Origin of the sequence: Desulfosporosinus shakirovi, assembly GCF_020595055.1 — a bacterium.
In the GTDB taxonomy this organism is placed as follows: domain Bacteria; phylum Bacillota; class Desulfitobacteriia; order Desulfitobacteriales; family Desulfitobacteriaceae; genus Desulfosporosinus; species Desulfosporosinus shakirovi.
The window spans coordinates 25,430-44,153 of sequence record NZ_JAJDOO010000030.1 but is presented as its reverse complement, the minus strand read 5'-3'; the positions used below and the strand labels follow the sequence as shown (position 1 = coordinate 44,153).

Sequence of the window (18,724 nt, the reverse complement as noted above, 5' to 3'; positions counted from 1 at the left end):
CCCACAACCTATACCATAATTATTCTGTAACCCCTTACAACCGGACATCTCTGTTACAGTCCTTTGTATAAATGTAACAAGCGTTCTTTCTGCTTGAACAATAAAAAGCCTGCGGAACATATGGACCAAACCAGATAAAGTCTTCTTCTTTTACTGGGAGCCATTTGTCGTCGATAAGATATACCCCGTCTCCCTCTAGAAAGTAGAGCCCGTGCTCTTGTTGATGTGTTTCAACAAACGGATGGCTTCCCCCCGGATGAAAGGTTAGAGTATGAAAATTAACATCAAAACCAAGATCCGCCGGAAGAAGATTTCTCACCAAAACATTGTCCATATCATCATAGACTTCATTGGGCAGATCATTAAGATTTCCGAGAACAACTCTTGCCTCATATCCCTCAAGTTTACGATACCTTTGCTTATATAGCAGCAGTCTCCATACCTTTTCAGACTGGTTTGTTAAGGAGACCGCTTGAGATGCGGGTGCAAATACATAGCCATTGTCTTGTAACACAAATTTCTGATCTTCTACTTGAACTGTACCCTGACCATTGATGCAGAACACAAATGTCTCAATACCCTCTTCTTGAAATGGCAGTGTTGTTCCGCCACCCGGCTGAACATCAACTGTGTAGAAAGCGAATTTAGTTCCTAATTCCGGTGAAGCAATAATGCTCACTTTACAGTTCTCCAAATTGGGAATAACGTTATTGACGCGTCCTTCGGGTGGAATAACAGCATATCTGCCATGTTTGATAATGGCACGGGTGGCTAATAAATCGTTAGGATAACCCATAATTACTCCTCCTTTTATTTTTCCAAAGATTTGATGTAGCTTTTATCGTGGTTGAGTTAGTATCAACTACCTCAACCTTTTAAGTAGTTAAGAAGAATGTTTTTCTGAAACCTGATCAAGATAATCTTTGTATAAATTGTTCTTAGTACCATCCTTCTTAATTATTGGATATTTTTAACCTTTTGTCTTTGGTAATCATGGATAATTATTTGACTATTTAATTATCCTTTGTAAGGGTCAGGTAATTTCAATACAATGATCAATTCCAGATAATTATTAAAGCCCTTCTCTTATCTATGACAAAGAATCTTGAATTTCATGACTATAGCTAAACTGCAGGAATTCGGTTATGACTAATAGGAGACTATAATAGCGAAGGAGCTTTGACCTATTCCTGTAATAAAAGGTCTTAAGCAGCCTTTAGTCTTTAATGGGATAAAAACAATTCAAGCTAATTAGCAAAGACGGATAATGAAAAATGAAAATATTTAGTATATTCTTGGTGTACACAAAGAATATAACAATTTTAGTAAAGAGAGAGGGGCATAAGTGTGTTCAATCTAGTTATTAAAAATGGGAAGGTCGTAACAGCAGACAGGATTATTGAGGCAAGCATTTGTGTTAATAATGGTAAAATCGCCGCAATTGTTGAAGCCGGGAGTCCTGTAGAAGCAGAAGAAGTCATAGATGCCAAAGGAAATTATGTATTTCCGGGAGCCATTGACAGCCATGCCCACTTAAACGATCCCGGTTACTGCTGGAGAGAGGACTATACTCATGGCACAGCAGCCGCAGGGGTTGGGGGGGTCACAACTATTGTGGATATGCCTCTTCAAAATGAACCTGCATTGACAGATGCCCAGATCTTCGATAAGAAAGTGGAAACCGTTTCTCCAAACGCTTATGTGGATTATTGTTTTTGGGGCGGGCTGGTAGACTACAATCTTGATAAATTAAAAGATTTAGACGAAAAAGGTTGTGTTGCTTTCAAATCCTTTATTGGACCGGTTTCTCCCGATTATGTGTCATTAACCATAGGGCAAGCTAAAGAGGCTTTGGAAATCCTCAAAGATTGCAATGCCCGTGCAGGTTTCCATTGCGAAGATTATTCTATCATCAAATGGGAAGAAGAAAGAGCTAAGAGAAAAGAAAAAAACGATTGGCTAGATTTCCTTAATTCAAGGCCTGTTATTGCGGAATTGATTGCTACGCAAAATATTATTGAGCTTGCAAGAGAACTTGATGCAAAAGTTCATATATGTCATGTCAGCCACCCAAGAGTTGCAAAAATCATCCGCGACGCACAGTTGGATGGCATAGATGTAACCGGCGAAACTTGTGGCCACTACCTTACCTTTACAGATGAAGATGTCCTAAGGAATGGGAGTCTGTTCAAATGTGCACCTCCACTGAGAGAAGCAGCTGCCGTCGAAGAAATGTGGGAGTATGTAAACAATGGAACCTTATGCTGTGTTGGTTCTGACCATTCCCCTTGTGAATTAAGTGAAAAGAGTGAAGAAAAGCATGGTATCTTTGGGGCCTGGGGCGGTATCAGCGGACTTCAAAATGTAATGCAGGTTGTATTCAGTGAAGGTGTGGTTAAGAGAGGGTATAGTCCTACTTTACTGGCGAGATCCTTAAGCGAAGGACCTGCTAAGACTTTTGGAATCTATGGTAAAAAGGGTGCCCTCGAAGTTGGCTTTGATGCAGATCTTGTAATTCTGGATCCGGAACATGAATGGACAATCACACCTGATTCCTTATATTATCTGAATAAAATTTCCGCGTTTGTAGGCTTAAAAGGTAAAGGTCTGCCCGTATGTACATTAGTAAGAGGTCAAGTCGTTGCCAAAGATGGTCAATTGGTCGGTCAAAAGGGATTTGGCGAACTTGTGAAAAAATCCAATAAGTGAGTGACTAATTCAACTAAAGCTAAACTGGTTTGTCAAGTCTGTCAGGCATGCTAATAATAGTACATTAGGGGGAATAACTAATGAGCAAGCGTTATGATGTAATCCTGCGAAACGGGATTCTTGTTTGTCCGGATGGCGCAAAAAAAGCGGATGTTGCTGTATGTGATGGAAAAATTGTAGAAATTGCCGGAGAAATATCCGGAGATGCAAAAGAGATAATTGACGCAGCCGGAAACTATGTATTTCCCGGTACAACAGACGGGCACGTACATTTTAATGATCCGGGAAGAACAGATTGGGAAACCATCACAACCGGAAGCAGTGCTCTGGCAGCAGGCGGCGGAGTTGCCTACTTTGATATGCCGCTTAATTGCAGCCCATGCACTCTTGACGCTAAAAACTTTAATGCCAAGCTGGCTGTGGCCCAGAAGGACTCTTTAGTTGATTATGGATTTTGGGGCGGGCTTACTCCCAAAAATTTGGATAAACTTGAAGAGCTTGCAGAATGTGGCGTAATAGGGTTTAAGGCATTTTCCTGCAATAGCGGTATTGATGAATTTGAAAGAATGGACGATTATACAGCTCTTGTGGGCATGGAAAAATTAGCGAAGCTTGGCTTGCCGCTTATGGTCCATTGTGAGAATAATGAAATCACAAGAGATTTGACGTCAATCGCCCTTTCCAATAACAAAACAACTGTATGGGATTATTTTGCAGCCCGCCCGCCAATTACGGAAATAGAAAATGTCTCCCGCATGATTTCCTTTGCCGAGGAAACCGGTTGTAAATTAATCATCGCTCACATCAGCACAGCAAAGGCAATCGAGCTCGTTACACAGGCAAGAAGCAGAGGGGTTGACGTCTGCTGTGAAACAATTGGCCATTATTTAATTCTTACAGATGACGATGTAGAACGGATGGGAACAGTTGCTAAATGCTCACCTCCTATTCGTGACACTGAAAACCAAACTAAGATGTGGGCAAAACTATTAAATGGCGAGATAGCTTTCGTTTCCTCCGACCATTCTCCCTGCGACCCGAAGCTGAAGGACGGAGAATTCCTAAAGGTTTGGGGTGGAATCTCTGCTTGCCAAACAACACTTCCAGCCCTGCTGACTCATGCTTGTCATAATAGAAAGGTTGCACTTGAGGATATTGCAAAATTGACTTCGCAAAATGTCAACGAGATATTTAACATTCAAGGTAAAGGGGAAATTGCTCTTGGCTTTGATGGAGACTTTGCGCTGGTAGACTTGAATAGGGAATTTACATTACAGGCGGAGTCTCTTTTCTATAAGCACCAAGTAAGCCCTTATGTCGGAGACCGCTTCCATGGGACAGTCACACAAACCATACTTAGGGGAACAACTGTTTTTAAAGATGGAAAGATTGTATCCAAGCCTATTGGCAGACATCTAATGCCTAATTTGTAAACGATAGCTTATTCAGAACTACAGTAAACAATAAACGAGAGAAGGAGTTGGGTTTATAACGATGTCTACCAATACAGAAAGTAACGTTATAAAAGAGACGCAGATCCAACATGGTGCGAGTGTAGATGAATCACTAATTCCGAAAACCGAAAAGGGTAGGACGGTAGGTCCCATAGACTATATGTTCATGTGGATTGGAGACGGTGTCAATTTAGGCAACATGACGCTTGGAGCCAGTTTGGTTGTTGCTGGAATCGCAACGTTAAACATGTTTCAGACATTTGCCGCTGCGATCATAGCAATTGGGATCATTTCAACCATCTTTGCTTTAAATGACAGACTCGGATACAGAACGGGTATACCCTATGTTGTACAACTCAGAATGTCCTTCGGAGTGAAAGGCTCCGTCATATCATCACTTTTACGCGGTATCCCCGCCATCGTGTGGTATGGTTTTCAAAGTTGGATTGGCGGTACTGCCTTAAACGAAATCGTGAAGATCCTTACAGGCGGCACCTTTGATAATGTTTTCATATGTTTTGTTCTGCTTCAGTTAGTGCAAATTGGGCTTTCGCTGTACGGCTTCCATGCTATTAAATGGGTGGAATCCCTGACATCTATTGTCATTATGCTCGCTCTTGTTTATGTATTTGGCGTCCTTCTGACATCCCACAGCACAGTTATTGCAGAAAAATGGATTCAAGCAAAAGGTTCATGGGGCTTGCCGTTTTTTGCCTTCATAATGATGTTTATGGGAAATTATGCAGCTATCTTTTTAAGCGCTGCGGACTATTCTAGAGAACTGAAATTTGGCATTAGCGATGCGAAACGCGGATTTTTGTACTTTATGCCTATTTTAATCGCCTACGGTTTCGTACTCGCAATCGGCGCGATGCTTGCTTCCGCTACTGGCATCTCTAATCCTGTGAAAGCGTTTGCAATCGTGGTAAATAACCCATATATTACAGTCTTTGTATCTGCGTTTATTGTTATGGGTGCGATTGCCGTAAATATGGTTGCGAATATTATCCCGCCAACCTATGTTATTACCTTAATTACAAAATTGAAATATAAAGTTGCTGTTACCATAACCGGACTGCTTGCTTTATGCTCCTTCCCTTGGGTGCTTGTACAGGATTCTTCGGCAAAGGGTCTTGGTATGTTCATTCTTATCTATTCCGCATTTTTAGGCCCGATTGTTTCTATCTTGTTAATCGAATATTATATATTAAGAAAGCAAAAAGTAAATATAGCAGATTTATACAACGAGGACGGTCCGTTTGCCGGATACAATCCAGCCGCAATACTTGCAATGCTTATCGGTGCCGGTGCCGCCTTTACAAAAGTTGAGCTGGCCTGGATTATCGGTGTTGTTGTGGCAGGTATTGCTTATATTCTTCTGATGAAGTTTGCCTTTAAAGATTCCAAATTCAAAAAGGATACGATATTTGAGCAGTAATTGCTTGCAACCCTGTCGATGACTAAGACTCTGTAACATTCATAAATCCTTGGAACACCTAAAATGGTATGCTCCCTTTAATGTAAACAGATTGGATAATAAAAAATCTGTTACTGATACGGGGATTATACCAAACTTGGCTCCAGGGATTTTTAGTCTTACGGAATCTCCTGCCCCATTTAAAATAACACACTACAAGATTTGTCGAACTTTATTAACAACTGTATATTATTATGCTTTTGGTGAATACTACCACGATATTATTCTAATAGCATTGGAAGGAAGCCTCTTGAAGCTACGGAGTTTCTTGTTACTAAGCATATTATCCTGGATATTATTTGTGGCGATTACACTAATTTCGTCAAGACTTCCGTCTCCCGTGCCAGAGCAGGCTGAAGCCGGAAAGTCTGTCTGGCAAAGGAATAATTGCGTAAGCTGTCACACACTGTTTGGACACGGCGGATATGCAGCGGAGGATTTAACTCACATTACCGCTAAGGAGACTTCCGCCTACCTCGTTAACTATCTTGTCCACCCTCCGGTGATGCGTCCCAACAATTACACCCGTCACCCTGCTCTCAACGAAGCAGATGCAGAGAACCTAGTAAACTACCTGGAGTTTGTCCACACCATACCCACTTTAGGCTGGCCTCCTCAGCAAGAAGAAGCGGAGGCGAACTGATGAAGTTCTTCAAGCGGTTTTCTTTTAGAGGTAAAATTGATAAATCTAAGGCTCGAAAACAGCAATTTATTGCTCAAAAGATCAGTCGCAGATATTGTTTTTCGGCAGTAAGCCTATTTGCCCTGCAAAGTGTGGTAGCCTCACTGGGCGCATTGGAATTAGTAATACCGGATTTACCCTCACCGATTCCCTTTGAGTACGGTAGAGCAATCCACTTAGCCTTGGCCGTTCTTTGGCCCCTGATTGGCACCATGGGCATGGTCTATTTTTTTACCACTGCAGAACTCAACAGGGAGATCTATTCCCCCCGTCTGGCCCGCTGGCAGTATTGGATGGTTATGTTTTTCGGCATAGGGGTCTTTAGCACCTTAGCCCTGGGGATTGGTAATGGTCGAGAATATCTTGAAGGAATCCCCGTTTTATATGTTGGCATATGTATATCTCTAGTCCTGGCTTCCTATAACCTTGTCCGAACATTGCTGACAGATAAACGGAATATTACGCCGGCTGCCGCAACAATGACAGTGGGAGTTATATTTCTGATGTTACTATTGCTGCCGAACACCATTACTTTTAGCAATCCGATCACTGATGAAGCTACCAAGTTCTGGGTAGTTCACTTATGGGAAGAAATGGCCTTTGAACTAACATCCGCCGGCTTCATTGCCACGTATTTCATTGTCTCAGGTCTAGCTCCTCGTAGGGAGGTTGAAAAGTGGCTTTATCTAGAGGCGGTTTTAGCGGTCGTCGGAGGCTTGTACGGTACCGGACATCACTATTACTGGATTGGTTTTCCCGCTGTTTGGTTAGTGCTTGGTTCGTTGGTCAGCCTGGTAGAGATCATTCCTGTAGGTATGTTGGTTCGCATGACCTATAAAGGACTGAAATCCACTAAAATTAGGAGTAATCGGGAAAAACTTACCTTGTGGTTGCTGCTCAGCAGTGTATTTCATCATATAACCGGTGCTTCTCTCTTAGGCCTATTTCTTACCGTGCCTTGGATCAATCTTTACACCCACGGAACGTATATTACCTCCGGCCATGCCCATTTAGCCTTATTTGGCAGCTTGGGTTTTGCGGTTTTGGCTGGGTGTTATTACATCCTGAGTCAGGGCAGTGAGCCTACACGCAAAGGGTATAAAGGTGGAGTTCTGGCAGTAATTTTACTTAACAGCGGACTGATCATTATGTCCTCAGCCCTGCTGGTTGCCGGTTTCATGGAGACATATTTTTGGAGAATCCTCGGTATGGACTTTATGCATGTCCGTTTTATCCTTAACCCCTATTTAATTATACGGGCACTGGGCGGAGCCATATTCACTCTCGGGGACCTCTTGCTTTCTTGGCGTATTTTTAAGGCCTGGCAGGCAACGAGGTCTTACAGGCAGCCAAAGAACTGAAACTTTACGCGTGAGGTCAAGAAATGCAGATTACAATAACTAGTTCGTTTTGGATGTTTCTAATAATTGTGTTGCTGGCACTTCAATTGCTCTTAGTAATAATACTAATCATTAAACCGATTCTGCGTTATCTTGTGGGTCTGCAGATTCGCGATTTTATTGAAAAATTACTTTCCGAGAAGTATACTCAGAACCTTATGGAAGTGTGGCCAGCCGGAAAACGCATTTCGGTGTTAAACATCCTAGAAATCGGGTTGCGCTCACAGAGTGGAAAAATCATCACACGGCCTATCGGTTCACCTAAGAAGTTTCCTGGTTTTGATAACCTCATGTTTTCTCCCCACTTAATGACGAGGCTTTCTTTGCCTGAAAGCGCCCGGATAAACATGCAGGTGACGATTGGCCCAAAAGCCCATAAGCCTCTTGTCATAAATATCCCCATTATGATTGGTGCGATGGCCTATGGAATAGCACTCAGCGAGGAAGCAAAAAGGGCTTTAGCCAGAGCGGCCAAAACCCTTCAAACTTCCACGTGTTCCGGAGAGGGCCCTTTTTTACCGGAAGAACGCATGGAAGCAGGAAAGTATGTCTTACAAATTTCACGCTGGGCATGGGGGGCAAGAACTAAGGATCAAATTGACTCTGCTGATATGTTAGAAGTACAAATGGGGCAAGGATCAGATATGGGCAGCGTCAGTATAGAGGCCCTGGAATTTCAAGGTCGAGCACAAGAGCTTTCAGGATTAGCACCTGATGAAGTAGCGATTGCATTTCCGGCTCCTCCCGGAATTCAAAAACAAAGTGATTGGCCCGGTTTCATGAAAAGTCTGCGTAAAAGGTCAAACGGTATCCCTATTGCGCTGAAAGTTATGGCAACCGGACATCTGGAGGACGACTTAGAGGCCGCGATTCGTTTAGGTTTTGATGCTGTCATTATCGATGGTGCACAAGGCGGTTCCCATGCGACAACCCCGATTAAACAAGATGATTTTGGAATTCCCAGCCTCGTCGCTTTGATTCGCGCAGTAAATTTTTTAAATAAGCAAAGGGTGCGTGACCAGATTAGTTTGATCGTAGCCGGGGGATATTTCACCCCCGGGGAGTGTCTTAAGGCTATTGCTTTAGGGGCGGATGTTATCTATATGGCTACCGTTCCCCTTTTTGCCCTTACCCATAATCAAGTTGGTAAAGTGATACCGTGGGAACCCCCTTCGACATTGGTGTTTTACGATTCCCCTGCCAAGAGTAAACTCGATATTGATCAAGCCGCCACGAGTGTTGTCAATACTCTGACCTCCATGGTTTTAGAAATGGAAGAAGCAATGCGCTCTCTCGGAAAAGCATCGTTGAAAGAGCTTAGTGCTGATGATCTTGTAGCGATGGATTCTCTGAGCGCCGAAGTTACCGGAGTGAAGCGCATCTACTAAACAGTTATTTCATCACTAATCCTCCATCGACATATATGGTTTGCCCTGTCATGAAGCGACTCCAGTCAGAGGCTAAAAACAGGACAGGCCCGGCTACATCCTCTGGAGAAGCAATTCTTCGCAGCGGAGTTTGGGAGAGAATCATTTCTTTTACTTCTTCTTTGGTCTGCCGGCTGGCATCTGTTGGATAGACTAAGCCGGGCGCAACACAATTGACGCGAATACCGAACTGTCCCAGTTCTGTCGCTAGGTTACGACTGTAACCAACGATTGCCGTTTTAGCTGTGCTGTATTCATGATAAGGAATAATCGGTCTGGCTACTAGATTACTTACCATATTAATAATACTTCCTTGATTCCTTTTTCTCATGAGCTGAAGAACAGCCTGGCATACATTGTGTGTCGACCGTAAAGAACCATCTATATGCGCCTGATAATCCTCCCAGGTTAGTTCCCATACAAGCTTTCGTTTGTCCGGGTCAAATATATAGGGTTTAAAAGCATTATTGACCACAACATCAATCTTCCCTGCTTCTGACAGAATCTCCTCAACCATGCCCCTGACGGCACCTTCAGACATGACATCCGCTTTAATCGACCATGCATCCCCACCCGAATTTTTACAGGCAATAACAACTTTTTCCGCTGCTTCATCACTTTGAAGGTAATTAACAACAACTAAGGCTCCTTCTTTAGCGAAAGACTGGGCTATTTCAGCCCCTATGCCACGACTGGATCCTGTAACTAAGATGACTTTATCTTTGAAGTCCACTTTCTCCCCCCTCTACTTTTTAGGAACGAGGTCTTGAATTACGACTTGTGACATATCTAATTTATTCTCGATCAAACCGAGACCTTGATAAATATCCGCTCCTTTTTGCAACACCTCCGGATCAAGGGCTCCAAGTGCCTTGTCTTTCGGATCAGAAGAAAGACTGGAACTATTTCTCAAGTCTATGATTTTTAAATTACTATTTACATCCTTTCCGTCGATTGCGAGTTTAACGGCTAAAGAAGCAGCTTCCTGAGGCTTATCAATCATCCACTGGGCACTTTGTTGATATCCCTTTAAAAAGCTTATTAAGAGATCCTTTTTTTCTTGATAGGTTTTTTCCGTTACTACAAAAGCATCACTTGGTATATTTAAGTAATCTTTGACTTCTATGACATTTACATCACTTAACCCTTTTTGTTTACCAGTTTCTAACCCAGTATCTGTGGCTGCAGTTGCATCCACCTGGCCTTGCATTAATGGTGCAAAATTTAAAAGGCCTGTTTCTACGATGGTAACATCTTTTTCGGAAAGGCCTGCCTGATGTAAAAGCAAGAGCAAATTCTGACGAGTTCCGCTTGAAAGACTATAAACGCCGATCTTTTTCCCCTTTAGATCTTCAGGCTTAGTGATGTTCTTTTCTGTTAAGGAAACAACATTAAAAACATTTTGGGGATAAATATTGTAAATAACTCTTAACTTTTCTCCTTTATCGAGTGCGAAATAGAGTGAACCCGGATCTGTAAAGGCTATATCTGCTGCGCCTGTAAGAATATTTTTGATGGCATCCCCGCCGCCTGCTCCAGGAATAAAGGTAATCTTTATTCCATTCTCCTTATAAAAGCTTTTTTCTTCGCCGACTAACAGATTGGTTTGTTCCGTGATAGGCTGGCTCCAACTGGCTACCTTAACCTCGCTGAGTTGTTTTGAACCTGCTGCGTCCTTGTCCTTAGCAGCACAACCACTTAAAAGAACGCTGAAGGTTAATAAGCTGATTCCCAATAAAAACTTAATCTTCATTTATTTCTTCCTTTCATATAGGTTTTTAAAAATAATCCTTCAATAAGGTTTACTCCCAAATAAAGAAGCATTCCCATAATCGTGAGCAGAATCAAAACTGAAAACATGAGCGGGGTATCCATCATTCCTTGTGAGGCAATGATCAGTGCTCCCAGTCCTTCGCTTCCTCCTATGAACTCACCGACAACCGCACCCACCACGGCCAAGATGACTGAAACCCGAAATCCCGCCAAAATTGCCGGCAAGCCAGCAGGTATTTTTAAATGGATAAGGGTTTGCAGGCGTGTGGCACCCAGGATATAAAATAAATCCTTCTTATTTGGGTCAGTATATTGAATGGCTGTTAAGGTATTTTCCAGAAGGGGGAAAAAACAAATCAAGGCTGTAATAACCACTTTAGACGTCATCCCAAATCCAAACCATAAAATGAAGAGCGGAGCCAAAGCTAATTTTGGCACTGCTTGACTAGCAATAACATAAGGAAATATAAGCCTTCGCAAAAAATCGATTTCTCCCATTAATACGCCCAGGATGAACCCCATTGTACAGCCAATCGATAAGCCTAACACTATTTCTGTAATCGTCCTAAGGATATGCGGTAGAAAATAGCCGCTGCTTACACCCTTCCATAACTCAATAAAAACAACCCCAGGGGACGGTAAAACGAGCTCTGACATTGGTCTTGCTATCAATTCCCACCCTATTAACATAAGTAACATGAGCAGCATAGAATAATATTCAACCTTTTTCATGATGAAACCCCACTGAATGACTGGCGGATTTTTAAGCATAGCTCATTGAAATAAGAGTCATACCTCATCTCGAAACTGCGTTCTTTCGGAAGATTCACATTATAATCCTGGACAATTTGACCTCCCGACATAATGGCTACATGATCGGATAAATAAACCGCTTCGGTAATATCATGGGTAATAAAAATAACCGTTGTTTTCCGGAGCTGGCAGAGTTTTAATAGATCATCCTGCAGTTCTTCCCGAGTAATAGCATCAACTGCTGCAAAGGGTTCATCTAAAAATAACATGCTGGGACTTTGAATAAGAGAACGGGCAATCGCCACCCTGCTTTGTTGTCCACCGGACAACTCTGTTGGATATTTATCCTTCTGAGAAATAATCCCCATTAACTCAAGTAAGGTTTCTCCGTAATCAAGCTCCTTGCTGTTAGGTTTTCTTTTAAGTGAAATCGGTAAGAGAACATTATCAAAGACCGTTTTCCATTCTAGAAGCGTCGGTGACTGAAAGACATACCCAACTTGAGAAGAAGGCTTAAATACTTCAACCCCTTGCCAGTAAACTTTGCCCTTGTCGGGTTTCAAAAGACCTGCGGCAAGTTTCAATAAAGTGGTTTTACCGCATCCGCTTTTCCCCAGTAAACAGTGGAATTCCCCTTCTTCTATTTGCCAGGTGACGTCTTTGACTGTCGAGCCCTGTCCTGGATAACTGTAATGTATATGATCTAAGGTCAAAAAACCCAAGCGCTCAACCCCCTAATCGACGTATGGAGCAAATCTTTCTGCATACTCCTCTGCCGAACATTCAATATCTACCATATTAATAAGGTCTAACAAATTAAAACGACCATCATGATGCCAACCGGCTTCGGGGGAAGTCATGCTTCCAAGTCCCGTAATACGTGTAACTCCTGCTTTTCCCAATAAATCCGAAATATCGAACAGTTCCTTAGGAGTCGAGGCAATCCCCACCGTTTGAAGCAACGAGCGATAGGGCCCAATAAAGTCAATAACTTGTTCTAATTGATCAATTGCAATTACTTTGACGACCCTATTTAAACAACTGGGATTAATCTCTTGACTCCCTTCCTCGTAGACAACTGTCCAATTATTCGAGGTCGTTCCAAGAACCTCTTTAGAGGAATTCGAAAAAATATTCAGCTCTTCTTTATTTCTCCAAGCCGCATTAGCCGTTTTTTCTTCCAGCGATAGCCCTCGCCGCGGATACCTTTTTTCAAAACACTCCAGTTCATGGGCCATATATCTGGCAAACTCTCGCGGAGAAACACTCCCTCCCCTTTGAACATAGAAACAATGAGGGGAATAGCACCCTTGTTGATCATACCGAATAACATCAAGAGCAGCGCTATGTGCGGTCTGCCAGGCCTTGCGTGAGTCTAGACCTGCCTTGGAAATTATGCCGAAGCTGATTTTATGTCCGAAGGGAAGGAAACGGGTTGTGAGCGGGATTTTGGAGCCGAGAGAAGCTAAAGACGTATTACTGCCGTAACCCACTACTATATCTGCTTTGTTAAGTAAGCAAGATTCACGCTCCTCATCCCCTCCTTTCCACCAAACAATAGCTAGACAATCAGCCAATTTAGGTTCAATCTCCATCAATAATTGAGCGAACAATCCTGCAAACAAAGGCTCTCCACTTGAAACCTTGCCTATATTCCCCGCTTTTATCAATAATCCGGATATTAGGCTCCAGATTGGAAGAGCAGGTACATTTCCTGCCCAAACATGAACCACTAACTCCGGTCCCATTGCCTTGGAAAATCCCCCTTTAGGACGAGGTTGAAAATCATCTAAAAGCAAGGGATTTCCCAAATCCTCGACTAGAAACCGCTGAAGTTGCGGCTTGCGAAAACTTTTCAAGTAAGAGGTAAGACCTAGCCGAATTATTTCTTCATCGTACCCAGTAATAATTGGCAACAGTTTTTCTGCCTTTTGTCGGTACTTTGAGCTGCGATCAAGAAATATGGCGATCGCTTTGTCAATGATGCTAACAATTTCGTTGACCGTAAAGGATTTTAAAATAAATCGGCTGTTTCTTTTCACTATATCTGTCAAAGCATCCATCTGTTCACGAGTAAGAAGAGGGATCTGAATTTCCACGGTATCCTGATTCCTCTGGAACGTAAGGGTTTTATATTCAAGTTCCCCTTCCAGACATGGCGGCAAATAGCCTCCGACTTCTTTCATAAGGAAGTTCCTTTCTTGGCTCGAATAAACTCCTCTAAGGCAAGTGAACACCCTTTGGCTTCCGCTCCCTGGGCTCTTCCTTTAAGAAGAAAACCCGCCTCAACCTCGATCCCAATATCTTCAGTAAGGATAGTCGTAACTGAATTAAAGTTTGCCAGATCACAGTGGACAAGCACGCCTTGCTCACCTTTAGGAACCGTTTCTCCTGTCAGAGGATTAATAACCCGTGTGCGTATCCAATGTGGCCCGGACTTAACGGAAGGAATTTCCCCATTACCCTGATCATAGAACTGAGTACTCAGCTCAGTCATACCATACATGTTGATACAATCCTTCCGGGCTACTCCTAAGCGATCTGAAAGACGGTTATAAAAATCATCCGGTTCCAAGCGCCTTGAGTTGTTTTTGAATCCACCTGTATCAAGAATCCTGCTCCCCTTTGGCAGGGAGAAAACTCCCCCGATTTTTTCCAATTCGTCTAACATATGTACAAAACTGTAGGATGCACCTAGCAAAGCGTATGGTTCTCCGGTTCGTTTAGCTTCTTCCAGTCCATCGATTAATTTTTCTATTTCTAAACCACCCTCACTTATAAAATAGGAACTATCCTCTGTTCCGAATTCCTTAACGGCAAGGGCCAAGTAATGTGCCAGCGAAGAATTGGGCATCACTTCTTCCGTCGGGAACAGAATACCCATGCGAATCTTTCCCGAGTTTTTCATAAAGTGTCTGTTGAAATTTGCTGTCATGGATTGATCATATACCTGCAAGGCCGGATGATAATGTTTTCCCTGAATCCCTTGTGTAGTGCCGCTTGTCATAAAAATTCTTTCGGCCTCCTTTGGATTATTACTGCTTAGAATAACCTCTTTGAAAGCATTAATAGGTACAGAGGGAATTTGGCTCCACATTTTCACCGTCCTTGGCGTTCTCCCTTGTTGCAAACAGTACGCTTGATAGGGAAGATTATTTTTGTATTGGTAAGCGAACAGATGCAAAGCCAGATCGTTGAAACCCTCTTCAGAACTTTGATCCCGCCTAATGAATTGGCAGATAGAATCCATTATTTCTTGCTGACTCATTTTTCTCAAATCCCTTTTTCCAAAATAAAAACACTTTGCCTAGGCAAAGTGCTATTGACTAAAATAACATTCCCTACGCTGGCATTACCCAACAGGTTCAATCGGTCTACGACATTAGTCGTACTCTCAGCCTGTTCATCAAGCTCCCGATGTTTAATAATATATACATGCTTAAGTATACTTCTTACTGGGGAGAATTTCAATTCTTCCAGATGAGCCGAAGTTCGGAACTTACCATCCGCAGTTTTAAAGTAATATCCGCAAGTAAAATGAGCCTCGCCCTATCTATTGCAGAGCAATGTCTGCCCTATCTGAGAAAAGGTTTTTCCAGTAGAGAGGATCTGAAAAACGCCGTATCCATCATTCTTTCCTCCGGCATATGCTCCAGTGTTATCATAACTGATCGCCAAGAGGTCCTTGCCTGGGGACAGACGGATAGCAACCTTGATATCGACGATTTTAGGGGGCTTCCATTGCCTGCAAAACAAGCTATGGAAGACAATCAGTTTGTTACCTTGACTGAGACCAAGAATAATACACGTTTGAAAGGAATTCTTCGCTACCATACGATCATTGCAGCACCTCTCACTAAGATGGATCAGCCAGTGGGATGCCTAATGGTATTTGTAAGGCGGCGTTGGATCAACCTGGAGGCAGATATCAGTTTTGTTAAAGGCGTGCCCTTCTTAGTTGCTTTGCTCCTTTCCGTTTCAAACGGCTCCGCAACGGTTTCCCTTCTAACCGCTTCTGCAATTATCTTGCCGTTGCTTCCATCATTGGGAATCCACCCCGTTATCGGGACTCTTGCTATAGCAGCAGGTTCCTCCTTCTTCTATCATGCTAACGCCAGCCACTTCTGGGTCGTTGTCAAGTCCAAGGATCTCTCTATGAAGAAGGTTATTCGCTGGTCTCAGTCGGTTCAGCAATAGGAAGTGTGTCCGCAATAGTTGTAGTTTGGATCATATCTTTCTTCCTGACTGTATAATAAACGACCTTCACACCATAACAACTCTGCCGGACGTAGGTTGAGTACAGCACCTCGTATCTTTTAGATATGTGTTTATCATATCCGATTGATGCGAGGTATTCATCTTCTACATACAAAAAAGCCTTGAGATCTACATCAATATGTCCCTCAAGGTATTTTTAAGAATTTATATTATTTTCCGAAAATTTCCGAGTTAATTGGGAACGCGAAGTGCACTTATCTAAGCCTACAAAAGAAGCACCGGGTCTTTCCAAAAACAATCTTAGTAAAGTAATTCTCCGTCTATCTTTTTGACTGCTCCATCCTGCTTGTCTTTAAAAATTTAAATATGTCACCTGCCTCCCTGTAGAATTGTGAAATCCTTATTAGTAAAGATTGCTCTCGATACGGCCTATTTGTTTCTTGTAAAGTATTATCGAAAGTGGTTTCTGATTTTGAAGCAGTTGCTTCCATTCTATAGGTATTTACTAAATGGTCTGCGTCTAAGTCAAGGAAACGAGCATAAGAACGCAAAAATCCTATTGTGTAAACCCCGCCGGGAAGAACGCCGAAGTCTCCATCTTCCAATGCTTGTAGGTATTTAGTCCGAATCTTAGTAATTTCCTCGACCTCTTTCAATTCCAGTCCTTTAGCTTCCCTGGCTGTACGTAACTGATGGACAACTCTATTCATATTTAAAACCTCCCTTATAAGATCAGTGATTAAATACAGTCAACATTATCCAAACTTAATTTAAAGAAGAAGAAACAAAAAGAACTCCAAACCAGAGAACTTTGTCCCGGCTGGGGCTCAAATTTCTTCTCCGGCAACCTGGCAATCATGGCAGTAATTATACTGCTGTAGACCCATGGCTTTGCGTCACACCTTTTCAGATGCTTTGCCTTTATCAGAAAACGATTTTCTTCTAAATAAAATGCCTAATATATGGGAATTTTATTTAGAAAGACAAAACCGTGTTAAATGATGTCGTATTTTGTTAAAAAACCTCTCGTGAGGTATTTTAACATATTTACCAATAATTTTAAATGTTTTTTTTACTTTCCTTTAAAGCTTCCTTATAATTCAAAAAGCCTTAAAGATATATCATCATGGATATGCGCTTCAAGGCTTTCGTCATACTATAGGCTCTCGTGTATATTATTTTGATCAGGTTTACTGTCGGCAACTTCCGAGAAATAGAGGCTAGGATAATTGAGATTTAAGCTGCTCTTTATCCATACTGCAGTCCAGACGTTTGATTTCCTCCCCTTTATCTAGTACAACAACTGCGGGTACCTTTTCTATTTGATATTTTCCGGCAAGATTCTTCTTCGTTGCCATATCAACTTTAAATATTTTATATTCATCACCATTTTCACTAATGAGACCTTCCAATAAGGTGCTGAATTCTATGCTTTCATTGACTAAGACATTAAAAAATAATAATAAGATCTTTTTATCACTTTGAACAATATTGGAATTAAAATAATTGAGTTCTTCAATATAACGTTCAGCTGCTACAGCCGCAGTCGCGCCATCCCCTGCAGCGGAGACAACTTGTCTTAAATATTTTACTCTATTATCACCGACGGCATAAATCCCTTCAAGGTTCGTTTCCATACCTTCATTGACGGGAATATACCCTCTCTTGTCCGTTTCAAGTCCACTATCTTTGAGAAAATGGGTTGATGGAATCATACCGACGAAGAAGAATACACCTTGACAGGTAAGTACAGATGAACCGCCTGTTTTTAGATTCTTAATTTTCACTCCCTCCACGTTTTCTTCCCCAAGAACTGCTTCAATTGTAGAGTTCCAGATAAACTCCATTTTTTCATTATTAAAGGCTCTTTCTGCACTTACTTTATTGCAATCAAGAACTCCTTCGTCATGTAAAACAATCACGGTCACTTTACGGGCAAACTTAGTGATGTACATACCTTCTTCAACGGCCTGGTCACCACTTCCAACGACAACAACATCTTCCCCTTCAAAAAACTCCGCATCACAGGTCGCACAGTACGCCACACCACTCCCTCGGAGTGTTTTTTCTCCTGGGATATTTAAAATTCTTGGTTCACTGCCACAGGCAAGAATAACAGCTTTAGCAGATAGTTCTTTGCCTTTCTTTGTTTTAATTATTTTATCTTCTTGAGAAAAATCTACACTGATAACCTCTTCTTTTAAAAATTCAACGTTAAAATGCTCAGCATGTTCCTTGAAATCTTTCATGAGATCCGGTCCACTGACTTGGATATATCCAGGATAATTGACGATTTCCCTAGTTGTATCCACTAAACCGCCGATTGTCCCTTTATTGATTACTAAGGTCTTAAGCTTAGCCCTGCCGCCATAAATTGCAGCGGAAAGTCCGGCGGGACCACCTCCTATAATAATCAAATCATAACTATTAGCCATGTCTTCTTCATCCCCTTTAAGTTTGATTACACTCCTAGGACTTCTGCGATTTTCTCTTCCACGCTTTCTTCCTCAACTTTACCGGCAACTTTCCCTTGATACTCGCCGTTATTGAAAAAGAGAATCTGCGGAACACCTTTTAAGGAAAACCGTTGGAATAATTCCTTATCTTCTTCAACATCAACATAATAGAATCCAAATTTTTCATCATATTGAGGTTTCAATTCTTCTAACATTGGAACGACTTCTTTACATACATGACATTCTTTTTTAGAAAAGATAACCAAACAGGGCTCACAATTATCATAGATAATTTCCTCAAAACCGGTTGAGTTTAGTTGTTGCAGCGACATATTTTCCACTCCTTAAAATCCCCATTATTTTTGTCTATAATAA

The 18,724-nt window shown here is 41.9% G+C and carries 17 protein-coding genes and 2 riboswitches; of the genes, 7 read left to right on the top strand and 10 right to left on the bottom strand.

Annotated features, from left to right (window positions below):
* Positions 1-34 precede the first annotated feature (34 nt).
* Positions 35-796 carry a (S)-ureidoglycine aminohydrolase gene (gene allE, locus LJE72_RS20000; RefSeq protein ID WP_229249758.1) on the bottom strand — a complete coding sequence of 254 codons (762 nt, stop codon included), beginning with the start codon at positions 794-796 and terminating at the stop codon, positions 35-37.
* Between the two features lie 551 nt (positions 797-1,347).
* Between allE and allB (LJE72_RS19995) the strand changes: the two genes are divergently transcribed.
* The 6 genes from allB (LJE72_RS19995) to LJE72_RS19970 all read left to right on the top strand — a co-directional run bounded on the left by allB (LJE72_RS19995) (position 1,348) and on the right by LJE72_RS19970 (position 9,110).
* Complete coding sequence (allB, locus tag LJE72_RS19995; protein WP_229249757.1) at positions 1,348-2,709, top strand: allantoinase AllB; 1,362 nt, start codon at positions 1,348-1,350, stop codon at positions 2,707-2,709.
* An 80-nt stretch (positions 2,710-2,789) separates the two neighbouring features.
* The gene (allB, locus tag LJE72_RS19990) at positions 2,790-4,142 is read left to right on the top strand and encodes an allantoinase AllB (RefSeq protein ID WP_229249756.1); all 1,353 of its coding nucleotides are present in this window, start codon (positions 2,790-2,792) and stop codon (positions 4,140-4,142) included.
* A 61-nt stretch (positions 4,143-4,203) separates the two neighbouring features.
* Complete coding sequence (locus LJE72_RS19985) at positions 4,204-5,601, top strand: NCS1 family transporter (protein ID WP_229249755.1); 1,398 nt, start codon at positions 4,204-4,206, stop codon at positions 5,599-5,601.
* A 340-nt stretch (positions 5,602-5,941) separates the two neighbouring features.
* Positions 5,942-6,283, top strand: coding sequence for a c-type cytochrome (locus tag LJE72_RS19980; RefSeq protein ID WP_229249754.1), 342 nt, complete (start codon positions 5,942-5,944; stop codon positions 6,281-6,283).
* The gene (locus LJE72_RS19975; protein WP_229249753.1) at positions 6,283-7,683 is read left to right on the top strand and encodes a cbb3-type cytochrome c oxidase subunit I; all 1,401 of its coding nucleotides are present in this window, start codon (positions 6,283-6,285) and stop codon (positions 7,681-7,683) included. Before LJE72_RS19980 ends, LJE72_RS19975 begins: the two co-directional genes overlap by 1 nt.
* A 23-nt stretch (positions 7,684-7,706) precedes the next feature.
* The gene (locus tag LJE72_RS19970; RefSeq protein ID WP_229249752.1) at positions 7,707-9,110 is read left to right on the top strand and encodes an FMN-binding glutamate synthase family protein; all 1,404 of its coding nucleotides are present in this window, start codon (positions 7,707-7,709) and stop codon (positions 9,108-9,110) included.
* Between the two features lie 4 nt (positions 9,111-9,114).
* On the opposite strand, the gene LJE72_RS19965 is transcribed toward LJE72_RS19970, so the two are convergent.
* The 6 genes from LJE72_RS19965 to LJE72_RS19940 are packed head-to-tail and all read right to left on the bottom strand — an operon-like array spanning position 9,115 to position 14,943.
* Positions 9,115-9,882 carry an SDR family oxidoreductase gene (locus LJE72_RS19965; protein ID WP_229249751.1) on the bottom strand — a complete coding sequence of 256 codons (768 nt, stop codon included), beginning with the start codon at positions 9,880-9,882 and terminating at the stop codon, positions 9,115-9,117.
* Between the two features lie 12 nt (positions 9,883-9,894).
* Positions 9,895-10,902 carry an ABC transporter substrate-binding protein gene (locus tag LJE72_RS19960; RefSeq protein WP_229249750.1) on the bottom strand — a complete coding sequence of 336 codons (1,008 nt, stop codon included), beginning with the start codon at positions 10,900-10,902 and terminating at the stop codon, positions 9,895-9,897.
* Entirely contained in the window at positions 10,899-11,654 is a 756-nt protein-coding gene (locus LJE72_RS19955; protein WP_229249749.1) for an ABC transporter permease, read from the bottom strand. The genes LJE72_RS19960 and LJE72_RS19955 overlap by 4 nt, the downstream gene beginning before the upstream one ends.
* Entirely contained in the window at positions 11,651-12,397 is a 747-nt protein-coding gene (locus LJE72_RS19950; RefSeq protein ID WP_229249748.1) for an ABC transporter ATP-binding protein, read from the bottom strand. Before LJE72_RS19950 ends, LJE72_RS19955 begins: the two co-directional genes overlap by 4 nt.
* 12 nt (positions 12,398-12,409) lie before the next feature.
* A complete protein-coding gene (locus LJE72_RS19945; RefSeq protein WP_229249747.1) occupies positions 12,410-13,861 on the bottom strand; it encodes an acyl-CoA reductase in 1,452 nt (483 codons plus the stop codon).
* The gene (locus LJE72_RS19940) at positions 13,858-14,943 is read right to left on the bottom strand and encodes a LuxE/PaaK family acyltransferase (RefSeq protein WP_229249746.1); all 1,086 of its coding nucleotides are present in this window, start codon (positions 14,941-14,943) and stop codon (positions 13,858-13,860) included. The genes LJE72_RS19945 and LJE72_RS19940 overlap by 4 nt, the downstream gene beginning before the upstream one ends.
* Positions 14,944-14,995: 52 nt before the next feature.
* Positions 14,996-15,103: riboswitch (TPP riboswitch) on the bottom strand.
* Between the two features lie 52 nt (positions 15,104-15,155).
* Here LJE72_RS19940 and LJE72_RS19935 point away from each other — a divergent pair.
* Positions 15,156-15,872, top strand: coding sequence for a GntT/GntP/DsdX family permease (locus LJE72_RS19935; RefSeq protein WP_229249745.1), 717 nt, complete (start codon positions 15,156-15,158; stop codon positions 15,870-15,872).
* Between the two features lie 341 nt (positions 15,873-16,213).
* Here the strand turns inward: LJE72_RS19935 and LJE72_RS19930 are convergent, their stop codons facing one another.
* The 3 genes from LJE72_RS19930 to LJE72_RS19920 all read right to left on the bottom strand — a co-directional run bounded on the left by LJE72_RS19930 (position 16,214) and on the right by LJE72_RS19920 (position 18,681).
* Complete coding sequence (locus tag LJE72_RS19930) at positions 16,214-16,603, bottom strand: helix-turn-helix domain-containing protein (RefSeq protein WP_229249744.1); 390 nt, start codon at positions 16,601-16,603, stop codon at positions 16,214-16,216.
* Between the two features lie 129 nt (positions 16,604-16,732).
* Positions 16,733-16,823: riboswitch (cyclic di-GMP riboswitch) on the bottom strand.
* Positions 16,824-17,113: 290 nt separating this feature from the next.
* Entirely contained in the window at positions 17,114-18,328 is a 1,215-nt protein-coding gene (trxB, locus tag LJE72_RS19925; protein ID WP_229249743.1) for a thioredoxin-disulfide reductase, read from the bottom strand.
* Positions 18,329-18,354: 26 nt separating this feature from the next.
* A complete protein-coding gene (locus tag LJE72_RS19920; protein ID WP_229249742.1) occupies positions 18,355-18,681 on the bottom strand; it encodes a thioredoxin family protein in 327 nt (108 codons plus the stop codon).
* Between the last annotated feature and the right edge of the window lie 43 nt (positions 18,682-18,724).

Excerpts from the sequence above, each read along its gene's own strand:
- allE (WP_229249758.1), bottom strand. The coding sequence starts at position 796 with ATGGGTTATCCTAACGATTTATTAGCCACCCGTGCCATTATCAAACAT.
- allB (WP_229249756.1), top strand. The coding sequence starts at position 2,790 with ATGAGCAAGCGTTATGATGTAATCCTGCGAAACGGGATTCTTGTTTGT.
- LJE72_RS19985 (WP_229249755.1), top strand. The coding sequence starts at position 4,204 with ATGTCTACCAATACAGAAAGTAACGTTATAAAAGAGACGCAGATCCAA.
- LJE72_RS19975 (WP_229249753.1), top strand. The coding sequence starts at position 6,283 with ATGAAGTTCTTCAAGCGGTTTTCTTTTAGAGGTAAAATTGATAAATCT.
- LJE72_RS19970 (WP_229249752.1), top strand. The coding sequence starts at position 7,707 with ATGCAGATTACAATAACTAGTTCGTTTTGGATGTTTCTAATAATTGTG.
- LJE72_RS19960 (WP_229249750.1), bottom strand. The coding sequence starts at position 10,902 with ATGAAGATTAAGTTTTTATTGGGAATCAGCTTATTAACCTTCAGCGTT.
- LJE72_RS19955 (WP_229249749.1), bottom strand. The coding sequence starts at position 11,654 with ATGAAAAAGGTTGAATATTATTCTATGCTGCTCATGTTACTTATGTTA.
- LJE72_RS19945 (WP_229249747.1), bottom strand. The coding sequence starts at position 13,861 with ATGAAAGAAGTCGGAGGCTATTTGCCGCCATGTCTGGAAGGGGAACTT.
- LJE72_RS19940 (WP_229249746.1), bottom strand. The coding sequence starts at position 14,943 with ATGAGTCAGCAAGAAATAATGGATTCTATCTGCCAATTCATTAGGCGG.
- LJE72_RS19935 (WP_229249745.1), top strand. The coding sequence starts at position 15,156 with ATGAGCCGAAGTTCGGAACTTACCATCCGCAGTTTTAAAGTAATATCC.
- LJE72_RS19930 (WP_229249744.1), bottom strand. The coding sequence starts at position 16,603 with ATGAATAGAGTTGTCCATCAGTTACGTACAGCCAGGGAAGCTAAAGGA.
- trxB (WP_229249743.1), bottom strand. The coding sequence starts at position 18,328 with ATGGCTAATAGTTATGATTTGATTATTATAGGAGGTGGTCCCGCCGGA.
- LJE72_RS19920 (WP_229249742.1), bottom strand. The coding sequence starts at position 18,681 with ATGTCGCTGCAACAACTAAACTCAACCGGTTTTGAGGAAATTATCTAT.